The organism is Caballeronia sp. M23-90 (assembly GCF_053574605.1).
Window position 1 is genome coordinate 1 of the sequence record NZ_JBSIPA010000114.1, and the last position, 15,873, is coordinate 15,873.

At 61.6% G+C, this 15,873-nt stretch carries 14 protein-coding genes, 1 tRNA gene and 1 pseudogene; 10 read left to right on the forward strand and 6 right to left on the reverse strand.

From position 1 onward, the window contains the following. Positions 1–169, reverse strand: a pseudogene (locus ACRXB1_RS13905) (lytic transglycosylase domain-containing protein); the annotation flags it as partial. A 620-nt stretch (positions 170–789) separates the two neighbouring features. Between ACRXB1_RS13905 and ubiD the strand changes: the two are divergent. Genes ubiD through ACRXB1_RS13920 form a run of 3 tightly spaced genes read left to right on the forward strand, consistent with a single transcriptional unit; the run spans position 790 to position 4,132 of the window. Then, complete coding sequence (gene ubiD, locus ACRXB1_RS13910) at positions 790–2,397, forward strand: 4-hydroxy-3-polyprenylbenzoate decarboxylase (RefSeq protein ID WP_061998887.1); 1,608 nt, start codon at positions 790–792, stop codon at positions 2,395–2,397. Beyond that, a complete protein-coding gene (locus ACRXB1_RS13915) occupies positions 2,394–3,416 on the forward strand; it encodes an asparaginase (RefSeq protein WP_449492317.1) in 1,023 nt (340 codons plus the stop codon). The genes ubiD and ACRXB1_RS13915 overlap by 4 nt, the downstream gene beginning before the upstream one ends. A 41-nt stretch (positions 3,417–3,457) precedes the next feature. After that, complete coding sequence (locus ACRXB1_RS13920) at positions 3,458–4,132, forward strand: LysE family transporter (RefSeq protein WP_174362931.1); 675 nt, start codon at positions 3,458–3,460, stop codon at positions 4,130–4,132. A gap of 10 nt (positions 4,133–4,142) precedes the next feature. Here ACRXB1_RS13920 and ACRXB1_RS13925 read toward each other — a convergent pair whose 3' ends face one another. Both ACRXB1_RS13925 and ACRXB1_RS13930 read right to left on the reverse strand, forming a co-directional pair. After that, positions 4,143–5,108, reverse strand: coding sequence for a threo-3-hydroxy-L-aspartate ammonia-lyase (locus ACRXB1_RS13925; protein ID WP_449492318.1), 966 nt, complete (start codon positions 5,106–5,108; stop codon positions 4,143–4,145). A 201-nt stretch (positions 5,109–5,309) separates the two neighbouring features. After that, complete coding sequence (locus ACRXB1_RS13930; protein WP_075359639.1) at positions 5,310–5,633, reverse strand: hypothetical protein; 324 nt, start codon at positions 5,631–5,633, stop codon at positions 5,310–5,312. A gap of 1,145 nt (positions 5,634–6,778) precedes the next feature. Here ACRXB1_RS13930 and ACRXB1_RS13935 point away from each other — a divergent pair. The 4 genes from ACRXB1_RS13935 (at position 6,779) to trmB (ending at position 8,789) form a co-directional block, all read left to right on the forward strand. Continuing rightward, positions 6,779–7,099: an EthD family reductase gene (locus ACRXB1_RS13935; protein WP_061998882.1), complete on the forward strand. Its 321-nt coding sequence runs from the start codon at positions 6,779–6,781 to the stop codon at positions 7,097–7,099. Between the two features lie 105 nt (positions 7,100–7,204). Further along, positions 7,205–7,777, forward strand: coding sequence for a YggT family protein (locus tag ACRXB1_RS13940; protein WP_061998881.1), 573 nt, complete (start codon positions 7,205–7,207; stop codon positions 7,775–7,777). Positions 7,778–7,839: 62 nt separating this feature from the next. After that, positions 7,840–7,914 (forward strand) — tRNA-Gly (locus tag ACRXB1_RS13945). Between the two features lie 119 nt (positions 7,915–8,033). Further along, positions 8,034–8,789, forward strand: coding sequence for a tRNA (guanosine(46)-N7)-methyltransferase TrmB (gene trmB, locus ACRXB1_RS13950; RefSeq protein WP_449492323.1), 756 nt, complete (start codon positions 8,034–8,036; stop codon positions 8,787–8,789). Between the two features lie 87 nt (positions 8,790–8,876). Here trmB and ACRXB1_RS13955 read toward each other — a convergent pair whose 3' ends face one another. The 3 genes from ACRXB1_RS13955 to ACRXB1_RS13965 all read right to left on the reverse strand — a co-directional run bounded on the left by ACRXB1_RS13955 (position 8,877) and on the right by ACRXB1_RS13965 (position 10,736). Further along, positions 8,877–9,710, reverse strand: a complete 834-nt coding sequence (locus ACRXB1_RS13955; protein ID WP_061998879.1) for an undecaprenyl-diphosphate phosphatase — start codon at positions 9,708–9,710, stop codon at positions 8,877–8,879. A gap of 82 nt (positions 9,711–9,792) precedes the next feature. Next, complete coding sequence (locus ACRXB1_RS13960; RefSeq protein ID WP_061998878.1) at positions 9,793–10,392, reverse strand: DUF1439 domain-containing protein; 600 nt, start codon at positions 10,390–10,392, stop codon at positions 9,793–9,795. A 38-nt stretch (positions 10,393–10,430) separates the two neighbouring features. Beyond that, positions 10,431–10,736 carry a YkgJ family cysteine cluster protein gene (locus ACRXB1_RS13965; RefSeq protein ID WP_449492319.1) on the reverse strand — a complete coding sequence of 102 codons (306 nt, stop codon included), beginning with the start codon at positions 10,734–10,736 and terminating at the stop codon, positions 10,431–10,433. A gap of 124 nt (positions 10,737–10,860) precedes the next feature. On the opposite strand from ACRXB1_RS13965, the gene hemN reads away from it, so the two are divergent. From hemN to ACRXB1_RS13980, 3 genes are all read left to right on the forward strand, one after another. Beyond that, positions 10,861–12,234, forward strand: a complete 1,374-nt coding sequence (gene hemN / locus ACRXB1_RS13970) for an oxygen-independent coproporphyrinogen III oxidase (protein WP_449492320.1) — start codon at positions 10,861–10,863, stop codon at positions 12,232–12,234. A 117-nt stretch (positions 12,235–12,351) separates the two neighbouring features. Next, positions 12,352–13,533: an efflux RND transporter periplasmic adaptor subunit gene (locus ACRXB1_RS13975; RefSeq protein WP_449492321.1), complete on the forward strand. Its 1,182-nt coding sequence runs from the start codon at positions 12,352–12,354 to the stop codon at positions 13,531–13,533. A gap of 14 nt (positions 13,534–13,547) precedes the next feature. Further along, positions 13,548–15,873: efflux RND transporter permease subunit (locus ACRXB1_RS13980; RefSeq protein ID WP_449492322.1), on the forward strand; the 2,326-nt coding region annotated here is incomplete at its 3' end.

The window sequence follows — 15,873 nt, forward strand, 5'->3', positions numbered from 1 at the left end:
TGAAGGAGCCGCGCCAGGCGGGAAGCAGCCACAGCGCGAGCGCTGTTACGACGGCCGCACAGCCGACCAGGCTGAAGACGGTAAGACTCATATGTTTGGCGCGACGCAGCACGGCGCGCAGATACAGCGCGATGCGAGCGTCAGGACGCCACGACAACCAAGCATTCATTGGAGCTCCCAAATGCATTGATTTCTACAGATGTAAACGTTAAAAACCGCCACACCACGGAGAAATCGACACCGCCAGCTCTGGGACAGCCCACGAGCGGTATCGGGAAAAACGGCACAAACCGTTGGGACAGCCCTAACCGGAATACTTCGAATCCGGGTGCGCGCGGCACGAAGAACATGCCGGGGCGCGCACACAGGCCACCACGCGAAAAACCGGCGAAGAAGAGCGCCGGCATGAACACCACTGCCATTACTTACCGGAACAATCCGGCCGGGTGACGCAGCGCGTCGTTTCAAAAGACCCGTGGCACTGGTAAAAAGTTGCAATCGGTGTTGTCAATGTCGATGGATTCTAGCAGCCTCAAATGATCCGTCAATGCTGAGAAATGTAAAACCCATTACTTTTGGTTATTATAAACAGTGTTCAGAGTCCTCAAAGCGCCTTCCCAAGCGGTTTTCCAGCGGTCAAGCCCGAGTTGTGCCGTTGTGTGACCTGACGTACCGACATCAACACAGGTAAAATCGACAATCGCCCGCGCGCGCTCCGGAGCCTCTCCACGAACTTTGTTGTGCGCCGGGCTGCAGATAATTTTCCTCGCAGGCCCTACCCCTCAGCCGATGAAATACAAAGACCTGCGCGACTTCACCGCCCGCCTCGAAACGCTTGGCGAGTTGCGCCGCATCAAGCAGCCCGTTTCCCCAGTTCTTGAAATGACCGAGTTGTCCGATCGCGTGCTGCGATCGGGAGGCCCCGCGCTGCTTTTCCAGACGCCAACCGGACACACCATGCCGGTGCTGGCCAACCTGTTCGGTACGCCGAGGCGCGTGGCCCTGGGCATGGGTATCGAAACGGAGGCGCAAGCCGCTTCGGACCCGAGTCTTCTCAGTGACAAAGCTGCACTCGAGTCACTTCGCGATGTCGGGCGCCTGCTCTCCGCCCTCAAGGAACCCGAGCCGCCCAAGGGATTGAAGGACGCAGGCAAGCTGTTCACGCTCGCCAAGGCCGTATGGGACATGGCGCCGAAGACGGTGAACGCCCCGCCGTGCCAGGAGATCGTGTGGGAAGGACAGGACGTCGATCTTGCACGCCTTCCTATTCAGACATGCTGGCCGGGCGACGCCGGTCCGCTGATCACGTGGGGCCTGACCGTCACGCGCGGGCCGAACAAGACGCGGCAAAACCTCGGCATATATAGACAGCAACTGATCGGGCGCAACAAGCTCATCATGCGATGGCTCGCACATCGCGGCGGCGCGCTCGACTTCAGGGAGTTCGCGCTTGCCAATCCGGGCAAGCCGTATCCGGTTGCCGTGGTGCTCGGCGCCGATCCCGCAACGATTCTCGGCGCCGTGACGCCGGTGCCCGACTCGCTTTCCGAATATCAGTTTGCCGGTCTGCTGCGCGGCGCGAAGACCGAGCTGGCAAAATGCCTGACGCCGGGCGTCGACACGCTGCAAGTACCGGCGCGCGCCGAGATCGTGCTCGAAGGGTTTATCTACCCGCAAGACGGTCCCCTGCCGCAGGCGCCCGAGGGCGCGCCGCCGAGGCCATCGAATAATGCGTCCGGCAAATACGAGCACGCGCTCGAAGGTCCGTACGGCGACCACACGGGCTACTACAACGAACAAGAGTGGTTCCCGGTCTTCACGGTCGAAAAGATCACCATGCGCCGCGATGCGCTCTATCACTCAACGTATACAGGCAAGCCGCCCGACGAACCCGCCGTCCTTGGCGTCGCGCTCAATGAAGTATTCGTGCCGCTCCTGCAGAAGCAGTTCACCGAGATCACCGACTTCTATCTGCCGCCCGAAGGCTGCAGCTACCGCATGGCAATCGTGCAGATCAAGAAGAGCTACCCGGGACATGCCAAGCGCGTGATGTTCGGCGTCTGGAGCTTCTTGCGGCAATTCATGTACACGAAGTTCATCGTGGTGGTGGACGACGACGTCAACATCCGCGACTGGAAGGAAGTGATCTGGGCGATTACTACGCGTATCGATCCATCGAGAGATACGGTGCTCGTCGATAACACCCCGATCGATTACCTGGATTTTGCTTCGCCGAAGGCCGGGCTAGGATCGAAGATGGGTCTCGACGCCACGAACAAATGGCCCGGCGAGACGGACCGCGAATGGGGCCGGCCGATCGTGATGGACGATGCGGTCAAACGGCGCGTCGATGCGCTGTGGGACGAAATCGGCTTTTCGGGAGGAGCACGGTCATGAGCGCTGCGGCGACGGTTTATCGTGGGGAGTCGGTGGAGAACACGCACACCGCGCATGTCGCCGTGGTCGACGCCGAAGGCCGCCTCCTGCATGCATTCGGCGATCCGTCGCGCATGACGCTCGCGCGCTCCGCCGCAAAACCGGCGCAAGCGCTGGCCGTGCTGGAAACGGGCGCGCTCGAACGTTTTGGGTTCGATGACGCCGATCTCGCCCTGATGTGCGCCTCGCACAACAGCGAGCCGCGCCATATCGAACGCGTAAAGGCGATGCTCGCAAAGGCGCACGCAACAGAAACCGATCTTCGATGCGGCGGTCATCCGCCGTTATCGGACGCGGTCTGGAAGGACTGGATCAGGCGCGACTTCACGCCAACAGGCGTGTGCAGCAATTGCTCGGGCAAACACGCGGGGATGCTCGCCGGCGCGCAGGCGCTGGGCGTGGCGATCGCGGATTATCACTTGCCCGACCATCCGCTTCAGGTCCGGGTCAAGCAGACAATGGCCGAGGTTTGCGATCTTCCGGGCGACGGTGTGCAATGGGCCACGGATGGATGCAACCTGCCTACGCCGGCGTTTCCGCTTGATCGGCTGGCACGGCTTTTCGTGAAGATCGCCGCCGCCGGTACACGTCCCGATAACACGCCGCGCTCGGCCGCCCTCGCCCGGATCTACCGCGCGATGACAACCTACCCCGAACTCGTCGCCGGCGAACAGCGCTTCTGTACTGCGCTGATGCGCGCCTTCGAAGGTGAACTGGTCGGCAAGGTGGGCGCCGACGCGAGCTATGCGATCGGCGTGCGCGAATCGGGCTCGCGCCCGGCACTGGGTATCGCCGTGAAAGTCGAGGACGGCAACACGGCCGTGCTCTATGCCATCGTCACCGACGTGCTCGATCAACTCGGCATTGGCAACGCGGCACAACGCGAAAAGCTAAGCGCCTACCGGAATCTGACCATGCGCAACACGATGGGTATTGAAACGGGACGGCTTGTGGTCTCGGTGCCGCTCGAACGCGCGTAACCGCTGCCCCACTCAATAGCAATCAAAAAGGGAAAGCCTGGATGCACGCGTTGCCGTTGTTGTCGGATGGATTCTTTCTGTCGTTGTCGCTGTGTCTGGATATTGGTATTGCAAACGTCGCGATCATCTCGCTGACGCTTTCCCACGGTTTCAAGCCCGGCATGATGCTGGGCCTCGGCACCTGCGTCGGCGACCTGCTGTATGCCGCGCTGGCGCTGGCGGGCATGGCCGCGTTGCTCCAGTTCGATGCCGTGCGCTGGGTCGTATGGATCGGCGGCTCGATCGTGCTGCTGTTCCTCACCTTCAGGATGGCGCGTGAGGCGCTTTATCCGGCATCTGCGCCTCCGGTGGAAGGCGAGGCCAATGTCGCCACGCCCCGGCCCTCGCATCTGCGCAGTTTCCTGCGCGGGGTGTTGCTGGCGGTTTCGTCGCCGAGCGCAATCCTCTGGTTTGCCGCCGTGGGTGGCGCGCTCATCGCGAAAGCCGGCGCGACCGGCAAGATGAGCGCGTCGGTATTTCTCGCAGGTTTTCTTGCAGGCGGCCTCGCATGGACGGTGTTCATCTGCACGCTCGCAAGCCATGGCCGCAAGCGCGCAGGGACTGCGTTGCTGCGCGCTTGCCATGTTTTGTCAGCGGTGCTGTTCGCGTACTTCTCGTACAGCGTGATCGTGCACGGATATCGCGACCTGATCGTGAACAGCGCAACGGCAATTTAACGCGATCGCATCACGCGATAAAACCCGCAAACCGCGCCATGTCCACGTTGCCGCCGCTGATCACCACACCCACGCGCTTGCCCGCTACCGGCACGACGTTCTGAAGCACCGCTGCGGCCGCGAGACAGCCGGTCGGCTCGACAACCATCTTCATGCGCTCGGCAAAGAACCTCATGGTCGAGACAAGCTGGTCGTCGCTGACGGTCACGACGCGATCCACGAGCCGCTGCAGGATTGGGAAGTTGTATTCGCCGACATGTGTGGACGCGGCGCCATCGGCGATGGTGCGCGGCACATCGATATGCACGATCTCACCGCGCGCCAGCGATTGCTGGGCGTCGTTGCCCGCTTCCGGCTCCACGCCGATCACCGAGCACGACGGACTCAGCTCGGCCGCTGCCAGCGCGCATCCGGCGAGCAGCCCACCGCCGCCAAGGCACACGAACAAGTAGTCCAGCGGCCCCGTCTCCTCGATCAATTCCTTCACGACGGTTCCCTGCCCGGCGATCACGTGCGGATGATCGTACGGCGGAATCAGCGTCATGCCGCGCTCTTGCGCGATCTTCGCGCCAATAGCCTCACGATCTTCCGTGTACCGGTCATATGTGATCACCTCGCCACCATAGCCGCGCGTGGCTTCCATTTTCGCAGCGGGCGCGTCCTCCGGCATGATGATCGTCGCCTTGATGCCCGCGATCCGGGCGGATAGCGCGATTGCCTGCGCGTGGTTGCCCGACGAATAGGTCAGGACGCCGGCCTTGCGCTGGGTATCGGAGAAATGTGAGATCGCGTTGAATGCGCCGCGAAACTTGAAGGCCCCCATGCGCTGGAAATTCTCGCACTTGAAGAAGAGGCTGGCGCCGGCGAGGGCGTCAGCGGTGTTCGAGGTCAGGACAGGCGTGCGATGCGCGGCGCCGGCAATGCGTTTGGCGGCATCGGCGACGTCGGCATATGTGGGTGCGGGGAGAATGGGCATCTGGCATCAGGCGGCGGTTGGAGGGAACGCCATTGTCCCAGCATAGTGCTGCGTCTGAAAAGCTGGCCAATCGGCCTACGATCGAGAACTGCGGATAAACCTCGAAAAAGCAAAACGGCGCAACCGGTCGAGCCGAATCGCGCCGCGCTTGTCATTCGCGCTTGTCATCAAGCGGAAGAAATCAGGTTATCGAGCCGCGGCTCAACGCCGCCATCCACCGTATCCGCCGCCATATCCACCACGATAGCCACCGTGATATCCGTATCCACCGTGATACCCGCCGTAGTACGGCCGACCATAATAACCCCCACCGACGACCACAGCGGGCGGCGCATAGACCACCGGCGGCGGCGCGTAATAGACCGGAGCCGGGGGCGGAGCGTAATACACGGGCGGAGGCGGCGCAGCGTAGACCGGATACGCCGGCACGCCAATGCCGATACCTACCGAAACGTGGGCCTGAGCTGCACTTGCGAAGCCTGCACCGATGGCTGCAGCGACCACAAACGGGACTAACTTTTTCACTTTTCTTCTCCCCGCTGCGGTACCCGTGCACACGACGGGATAACGCAACGACATGCATTGAATGTAGCTAAAAACCCTGAAACCCACCTTAAGCATTTGTAGCCAAATGCAATTGGAACTGCCTTGAAACTGGGCGTTCTCCGGCGGTTTTCAAGTCGAGCGGCGCCTTTCGCTTCATAGCTGTAGCCGCTCAGCGGGCGATGTTAAGGGTTTGCAGAGTTAGCCGCCAGTCACAGCCCGCGGTGACCGTTTATTCCAAATGTCACCAATGAAATGATTCATTACAATTGACTGACCAACGCAAAAAGTAAAACAGCCCCGCCGATGGAGAACCATCGAACAGGGCTGCGATTTCTAAGCGTTCTACGTCAGGCAAGGTGCTGCAAGTTTTTTCGCTCAGCCTACTTTCACGTACGCGAATTCGCGTGTGACATTGGGTGGCACGTACGCCCCGCTGATGCGCACCCGCGGCGTAAGTCTTTTTCGTTGATCCCACCACTGACGCCGATGCGTCTCACTGAGAAAACGAAGATGTTTCCGATAAGCAAAGATACTCATGGTGACCCCTGAAGGTTGCGAAACCGGCATTGGCAAGCAATCTGACACTTGAACCTGGCGCTGAAGCGGCACTCTGTCGAAACCCATGAGGAATGGGCCGCCGCGCCGATTCCGCCTATTCCTACCGTCGCGTCGCGCGCACTGACCACGCCGCGATCAAAAAGATGCTTACTTTTTCATCAGAGCAAAGACTATGCCCTTTCTTCCATATCGCTTCCTGGCTTTGCGGGCGAACACTCTGACATACAGACAATCGCCCTTGTCCCACCTATGTTGTAGTTTTAACCCTCCCCGTTGACGTCATCGGTGCGACGCCGAACGCATGACCATCGAATCGCCCGGGCTGAAGGCGAGCGCATGCCCAACCGCAGCGTGCGGCAACCGTCCCAAGGCGCACTCAAGCCATGCTATGGTGATGCCCGGCGCGCCAGTGTGGGGAAGCCGCCGGGGGATCTGGCGGGCGCGCTGAACCAATGCTGCAAACCACCCGTTCGAATGCCCTGGTTGAACGCTGGCCGGAAACACCCGATACACCAGTTACCCGGCTGCCCTCGACGCCAATCCATTCAGCTACGAGAAAGAACAAAATGATCAAAGTCAGCTTTATGTATCCGTATAGCGAGAATGCGCGCTTCGACATCGATTACTACTGCTCGCACCATATGCCGTGGGTCGCCGGCCTGTTGGGCACTACATTGAAAGGCTGGTCGGCCGACGTCGGCCTTGGCGGCGGCGCACCGGGTTCAAAGCCCCTATACGTGGCCGCCGGCCACCTGCTGTTCGACTCCGTCGATGCGTTCAAGGCCGCAGTGGCGCCGCACGCAAAAGCTTTTGCGGACGATTTGACGAATTACACCGACGGCGATCCGGCCGTCGTGCAGATCAGCGAAGTCCGAGCCAGCAGCTAGGCAGACAACCGGCTATGCGGCGTGCCCACGCCGCCTTTAACTGCCCTCGTGACAACCCGCGCGGCCGCAAGCGCCGCGCTTTTGCCTTGAAAAAAAGGATCTGAGATGTTTGGCGAGATCGCCCGTTTTGTACTCAACACAGTATTTACGCTGTTCGGCGCGGCGCTGTTGCTGCGCGCCTGGATGCAATTTGTCCGCATGCCGCCGTACAACCCGGTTTCCAACGCCGTGATGCAGGCGACCAACTGGCTCGTCCTGCCGCTGCGCAAGATCTTGCCGGCCACCAAGTCGGTCGATCTGGCGAGCATCATTGCCGCGTTCATTGCTGCGTTTGTCTTCCTGATCCTGATGGTGCTGCTTGCCGGCATTGATCCGGCAGGCATCCCGGTCCTGCTGCCTACCCTGCTCCTGGTCGCGGTGATCACGGTCGTCAAATGGGCGCTGAACCTGATCATCTGGATGACGATCCTGATGGCGTTGCTGTCGTGGCTCAATCCGCAATCGCCGGCCATGCCGCTGCTGTATCAACTGACGGCGCCGTTTCTCGAACCGCTGCGGCGCATTCTGCCGCGCATGGGTGGTATCGATTTGTCGCCCATCCTGCTGTTCGTGATCGTGCAGGTGCTGTTGATGATCGTGACGCGCCTGGCCGTGACAATGACCATGTTCGGCGTCTGAAGCGTTGTCCAAACGGCCGAGGTTGCGGGAACGCGGCCGTTCCGCGTAAAATCGCCGTCTCTGCGGGCGTCGTATAATGGCCATTACCGTAGCTTCCCAAGCTACAGACGTGGGTTCGATTCCCATCGCCCGCTCCAGTTTCGAGTTGTTTTGACTTGCAAAAAGCCGCCCTCGTAGGCGGCTTTTTGATTTAAGGCGGCGTTCTCGTATTTTCCGCCGCCGCGCCTTTGCTCAACCACTGAATCCGTCCTTGCCGATGATCCACGACCCCACTTCAGACCACGACGACGCCGAAGCGGCCGATAACGATTCAACCGAAGGCGAGAATACGGCTGACGGCCGGCCGCACCGCCGTATCCGGAGTTTCGTGACGCGGGCGGGCCGGGTATCGACGGGACAACGTCGTGCGCTCGATGACTTCGGCCCGCGTTTTGTCGTGCCGTACACGCCGCAACCGCTCGATTGGGATGCTGCCTTCGGCCGGAGCGCGCCGCGCGTGCTCGAAATCGGCTTCGGCATGGGCGCGACGACGGCGGAAATTGCCACGGCACGTCCCGGCGATGATTTTCTCGGCGTCGAAGTGCACGAGCCGGGCGTGGGCGCGCTGTTGAAACTGATCGGTGAGCAGGGCCTTGAAAACATCCGGATCGTCCAGCACGACGCCGTGGAAGTGCTCGAACACATGATCGCGGCGGAAAGCCTCGACGGCGTTCACATTTATTTCCCCGATCCGTGGCACAAGGCGCGGCACCATAAGCGCCGGTTGATCCAGCCGGGGTTCGTCTCGCTGCTCGTGTCGCGGCTCAAGCCCGGCGGTTATCTGCATCTCGCGACAGACTGGCAGAACTATGCCGAGCAGATGCTCGAGGTGTTACTGGCGGAACCGGCGCTCGACAATACGTCCGATGCGGGTTATGCCCCGCGTCCGGATTATCGGCCGGTGACCAAGTTCGAACGCCGCGGGCTGAAACTCGGCCACGGCGTCTGGGACCTGGTGTTCAAACGCCGCTGACGTAGCGCATACCCCGCATCGCTGAAACAAAACAGGCCGATTCAACTGAAGTTGAACCGGCCTGTTTCCATATGCATGGGCAACCGCTTATTCAGCCCAGCTCAATCCGCCGCTGTATCCGACGATCAAGATCAGCAACCCGAAGCCGATCCGATACCACGCGAACGCCGTGAAATCGTGCGTGGCGACGTAGCGCAGCAGCCATCGGATACAAACGAACGCGCTGATGAACGCCGCCACCAGCCCGACCATGAAGAGCCCGAGCGAGTCCACCGTCAGCGACTTCCAGTCCCTCGCAAGCTCATACAACGTGGCGCCGAAAATGATCGGGATCGCGAGGAAAAACGAAAACTCGGTCGCAACCTTGCGTTCCAGCCCGAACAACATCCCGCCGATGATCGTCGATCCCGAACGCGACGTACCCGGAATCAGCGCAAAACACTGCGCGAGGCCGACCTTGAGCGCATCGGAATAACTGAGGTCGTCGACGGAAGTCACGCGAGGCGCGACATTCTTGTCGCGGTTGCGTGCCTCCGCCCACAGGATCACGAGGCCACCCACGATCAGCGCCACCGAAACCGGCACCGGCGCGAACAAGACAGCCTTGATGTGCTTTTCGAGCAGCAGCCCCAGCACGATGGCCGGAATGGTCGCAATGATCACGTTCAACGTGAACCGGCGTGCCTTGGGCTGCGTTGGAAGACCGGCCACGATTGATCCGATCTTGCGCCGGTACTCCCAGACGATGGCAAGGATCGCGCCGAACTGGATCACCACGTCGAACGTCTTCGCCTGGGCGTTCGTAAAGTTCAGCAAACTGCCGGCCACGATCAGATGTCCCGTGCTCGAGACCGGCAAAAACTCGGTCAACCCCTCCACCACGCCCAGAATCAGCGCCTTGCAAAACAGAATCCCGTCCATCGCTCCGCCCTTTCGCCATTGGTCGGCCGTTGCCGGCCGGTCGTTCAGGGCATGCCGCGAGCGGAAATGTCATCGAAAAAAACTATTTCTCGACGATCTGCACGCGTATGCCGTTTGTAAGGACGGTGATTGTACCGGGTTCGTAATTAACTCCGGCAAACTGTAATTGTTCGGGCTTGAACGTGTAGATGGGGTAGCGGTCGAGAAACTGCGTCGCCATGACCGCGCCGGCCGCGTTGATCTGCTGGGTGTATTGCGCGGCGTCGCCGGTGACCTGGGTATCGTCGACAGTCGGCGACATCAGGATGACCGAATGGCTGGCTGCGTCGTAGGCCAGTTGGCTGGACAACGTGAAGACGCCCGTCACGGGGTTCGGCATGAATGGCGTTGCCAGGCGGGCGTCCACCCGCACGGTGATGCGGTTGCGATCCGGTGCAAGGCCGACCAGCGGATTGGCGAGCGTGACATCGAATATTTGCGATGCCGTGCGCTGGAACGGAAACTTGCGCTGCACTGCGTCCTGTACTTCGGCGCGGCTAAACGTGTAGTGATCGGGGATGAACGGGAAAATGGATGCAGCGCGCGCCGGTTTGCCCGGCTGAGTTCCCAGCGCCACCGCGCCCGCGCCGCCCAGGGCCGCGAGCAGGAACCGGCGCCGCTTCGGCGCAACGGCTTGAGTCATGCGAAATTCTCCAGTGACTTGAATGAGCGTTCGACCGTTCAGACGCGCTCGGGTTGCTCAGGGTGTGTATCGATTTCGAGTTGCGTCAGCCAGGCGAGCGCGTAGCCGCGGCTGTCTCCGCACATCGGTTCCGATGGCTGAAGGCCCGAGCAGCAAGCGGGTCGGCGCGGATCGCCGAATATCGCGCAGCGCAAATCCTCTCCGAGCTGCACGCAGCGTACGCCCGCCGGCTTGCCGTGAGGCATGCCGGGAATCGCGCTCGAAATTGACGGCGCGATGCAGCACGCGCCGCACGCTTCGCGGCACGCGTGGGCGGACATCTTCGGGTCGGGGACGGCGGCCATGGATCGGGCGTTTTTAAAAAGCGGCAACCCGGCATTGTGCCACTGGGTGACTGCGGCGATATCACGCAAGAATCGTGGAAATGTGTCGGATAGACTCGAACGATTCCATCACGGCCTGTCAGCAATGTCCCTCTTCCGCCCCGATCTGCTCACCAAATATGATGCGGCCGGGCCGCGCTACACGTCGTATCCGACCGCCGTCCAGTTCACCGACGCCTTCGATCGCGACCATTACAGGCGGGCGGCGGCGGACCCGGACGCGGCATCGGCGGATCTCTCGCTGTACTTCCACATTCCCTTCTGCGACACCGTCTGTTTCTATTGCGGCTGCAACAAGATCGTGACGAAGAATCGCGCGCACGGGAGGCCGTATCTCGATCGGATGAAACGTGAGCTTGCCTTGCAGGCCGCGTGCTTCGATACAACCCGCCCCATCACGCAATTGCACTGGGGCGGCGGCACGCCGTCGTTTTTATCGCACGAGGAAATGGCCGAGCTGATGGTCGCGACCGGCGAGGCGTTCGATCTGCTTCCCGACGCGCAAGCGGAATATTCCATCGAGATCGATCCGCGCGAGGCGTCGGCGGAGACCATCGGCGTGTTGCGCGATCTGGGCTTCAACCGCCTCAGCTTCGGCGTGCAGGACTTCGATCTGCGCGTGCAGCAGGCGGTCAATCGCGTGCAGCCTTTCGAGATGACCGAAGCGGTGATGTCGGCGGCGCGGGCGGAAGGCTACAAGTCGGTCAGCGTCGACCTGATTTACGGGTTGCCGCATCAAAGCGTCGAGAGCTTCAGCCGCACGCTCGATACGATCATCGGCCTCGCGCCGGATCGTCTGTCCGTCTTCGGCTACGCGCATATGCCGCGCCTTTTCAAGATGCAGCGGCACATCGATGCAAGCGCACTGCCCTCGCCCGCCGTACGTCTCGCGATACTCGAACGGGTCATCGAGAAGCTGACCGGGGCGGGTTACGTGTATATCGGGATGGATCATTTTGCGCTGCCCACCGATGAACTCGCGATCGCCCAGCGCGCCGGGACGCTGCAGCGCAATTTCCAGGGCTACAGCACGCAAGCGGATTGCGATCTGATCGGGCTCGGGGTTTCATCGATCAGCAAAGTTGGCGACGTCTACGCGCAGAACGCGAAGGACATGGCGGGATACGGCGAGGCCATCGACCGCGGTGAGCTGGCGATCACCCGCGGTGTGCGCCTTACCGCCGACGACCGGATGCGGCGCGACGTCATTACTCAGTTGATGTGTCAGTTCTCGCTGCGCTTCGACGCCATCGAGGCGGTTTATGGCATCCGGTTTCCCATTGCGTTCGCAAGCGAACTCGAACGGCTGAAACCGCTCGAAGCGGACGGGCTGGTCGAAGTCACAAACAGGGGCATCAACGTGCTCGCCGACGGACGCATGCTGGTGCGCAACGTGGCAATGATCTTCGATCGCTATCTTGCCGGTCATGCCGCGCAGCGCTTCTCAAGAACGATCTGATCAAGGGTTGCATGCCGCTTGCAGCGCCCGCCTCCTCGCGATACCTTTGGCAACTTTGCCGCCCGTCGCCGTGAAACGCGCTATCGTGCGGCGTGCTCCACGTTCCACAGGCAGGCAATGCATTTATCCACAAAACGGGCAGGCGTCATAGCAGCAATCGTCGTCGTTATCTTGCTGGCGATCGGCGTCGTTCATTCGCTCAAAAAGCGCGCTGCGGCTGAAGCGCCGGCGACGCCGTCCGCTTCGGCCGATGAGTCGGTCATCGAATTCACGCCGGACGATCTCACCGTCGTCACGCGTCATACGCTGTCCGAAACGCTGCCGCTCACCGGGTCGCTGCGCGCAGTCACGCAAGCGGCAGTGAAGGCGAAGGTCGCGGGGTCGGCGCTGGATGTCCGGGCGCGCGAAGGCGATACGGTCAAGGCCGGACAAATCCTGACCACGATCGATGCGCGCGATTACGCCGCCCGCGCCGACCAGTCGCGCGGACAAATGGCCGCGATGGCCGGTCAACTGGACATCGCGAAACAGACGCTCGAAAACAATCGCGTGCTGGTGGAAAAGGGCTTCATATCGAAGAACGCCTTTGATACCGCTCAGAGCCAGTACGCCATCGCGGCCGCAAACCTGGCTGCGGCGCGGGCGGCGTTGTTGTCATCGAATTTGTCGGTGGCGGACACCATCGTGCGCGCGCCGTTCGGCGGGCAGATTGCTTCGCGCAACGTGGAGCCGGGCGAGCATGTGGCCGTGGACGCCAAGCTGTTCGATGTCGTCGATCTGACCCAGCTCGAACTCGAAGCGCCCGTGCCCGTGGGCGAGATCGGGCGCGTACGGGTCGACCAGCCAGTGCGCATCCGCTTCGATGGAATCGATGCCCCGGTCAGCGCCACGGTCACGCGCATCAACCCGGCCGCGCAAGCCGGCTCGCGCTCGATCATGATCTATGTGCGCGTGGCCAATCCGCAATCGACCTTGCGCGTTGGCATGTTCGGAACCGGCAGCGTCATTGTCGGCAGCACGGCAAATGCGATGGTCGTGCCGGCGACGTCGGTCCACACGGACGGCTCGCGTCATAGCGTCTACGCAATCACGAACGGCAAGCTCGTCGAAGTCCCGGTGACGACAGGCGCGACCGGCGACGCCGACGGTGCAAGCTGGACGGAACTCGCGGACTCGTCACTCAAGGAAGGTCAGCAAGTCGTGAAGAACAACCTCGGGGCGTTGCGTATAGGCAGCAAGGTGCGGCTGGTTGGTTCAAGCACAAGCGCCGCGGCTTCGTCACCCGTCGCCTCCAAATAGCGGAGCCGCACGCCATGTGGTTCACGCGAATCAGCATCAACAATCCGGTTTTTGCCGCCATGATGATGGCGGCGTTTCTCGTGATCGGTCTCTTTTCGTATCAGCGGTTGAAGGTCGATCAGTTCCCCGATATCACCTTCCCCGTTGTTGTCGTGCAGACAGCGTATCCGGGGGCATCGCCGGAATCGGTGGAATCCGATGTCACGCGCAAGGTCGAGGAAGCGGTCAATACGATCAGCGGTATCGATGAAATCTCGTCGCACTCGTACGACGCGTTGTCGGTGGTGATCGTCCAGTTCGACCTGTCCGTGAATGTGATGCAGGCGGCGCAGGACGTGCGCGACAAAGTGGCGCTGATCCGGCCCGACCTGCGCGACGGCGTGAAGGAACCGCGCGTGTTGCGCTACGACCCGGCCGACATGCCGATCGTTACCGTCGCGGTTTCGAACGCGCCGGGGTCGCTGCTCAGCACCCGCGATCTCACGACCACCGCCGACCAGATCGTGCGAAAACGCCTGGAGACGGTGCGCGGCGTGGGGTCGGTGAGCATTGTGGGTGGCGTGAAACGGCAAGTGCGCATCGACGTCAGTCCCGACCGGCTGCAAGCGCTTTCCGTAGGCGTCGATCAGGTGATCCGCGCCGTGCAGAACGAAAACCAGGAGATTCCGGCGGGGCCGCTGACATCGGCGGGAATCGAGCAGACCGTGCAGGTGAAGGGCCGCTTCCAGACGCCCGATGACTTCAAGCGGATCATCGTCGCCCGGCGCGGCGCCTCGAATGCAGGCCATGCCGTCACGCTCGATCAGGTCGCGCAAGTTGTCGACGGTCAGGAAGAGCCCGACAGCATGGCGCTGCTGAACGGGAACCGGGCGCTGTTTTTATCGGTGATCAAGGCGCAGGGCGAGAACACCGTCGACGTGGCTCAGGGGATCCGCGCCGAAGTCGCGGCGCTCCAAAAATCCTTGCCGCCGGGCGTGAAGCTCGACGTCACCGACGATTCATCGCGCGAAATCGAAAACAGCGTGAACGAGGTCAAGGGCACGTTGCTGGAAGGCGCGCTGCTGACGATTGCAATCGTGTTCCTCTTCCTCGGTTCGTGGCGCAGCACCGTGATCACCGGACTCACCTTGCCAATTGCGTTGATCGGCACGTTCGCGTTCATGTACATGGCCGGATTCACGATCAACGTGATCACGCTGATGGCATTGTCGCTTTGCGTGGGGCTGCTGATCGACGACGCGATCGTGGTGCGCGAGAACATCGTGCGCCATGTCCAGCTTGGAGCCGATCACCGCACCGCCGCGCTCGACGGCACCAAGGAAATCGCGCTCGCCGTGCTTGCCACGACATTCTCCATTGTCGCCGTGTTCCTGCCGGTCGGCTTCATGAGCGGGATTATCGGACGCTTCTTCCATCAGTTCGGCGTGACGGTTGCGGCCGCCGTGCTGATATCGATGTTCGTGTCCTTCACGCTCGACCCGATGCTTTCATCGATCTGGCCGGACCCTGCCCTGCATGTCCGCGGCACGAAATATCTGGCGCGTTTTCTTGCGCACTTCGAGCACGGCGTGGAGCGGCTCGCGCGGTTCTACCAGCGGCTGCTCGGGTGGTCGCTGCGGCATCGCGTGGCGACGCTGGTGGTCGCAGCCGCGACGTTCATTGGCAGCCTGTTTCTTGTGCCGCTGATCGGCACCGAGTTCGTGCCGAACGCCGATTTCTCCACGACGCAAATCGGCTTGAACACGCCTGTGGGGACGTCTCTGGAAGCTACCGCCGACAAGGTCCGGCAAGTCGAAAACGTACTCGCGCAGTACCCGGAAGTCCGCTACAGCTACGCGACCATCAACTCGGGCAACGCGCAGGGCAAGAACAACGCGATGATCACCGTGCATTTGAAGGAGCGGCGCGACCGCACGCGCGGCGTGCAGGAGCTGAATCAGGTCTTTCGCGACCGGCTGAAAAGCATCGCCGGGATTACCGTTACCGAGATCGGCATGTCGGACGGCGCGGGGTCGAACAAAGCCGTCCAGTTCAGCCTTCAGGGCGACAACCTTGACGAGCTGCGCCGTCTTTCGGCCGAAGCACAACACCGGCTTGCGAAGATTCCGGGCCTGGTGGATCTGGACGCGAGCCTGAAAGACGACAAGCCGATTGTGGCTATTGATATCCGGCGCGAACTCGCATCTGAACTGGACGGCTTTGTTCGACCCCGCGCCGTCCAGTTCAGCCTTCAGGGCGACAACCTTGACGAGCTGCGCCGTCTTTCGGCCGAAGCACAACACCGGCTTGCGAAGATTCCGGGCCTGGTGGATCTGGACGCGAGCCTGAAAGACGACAAGC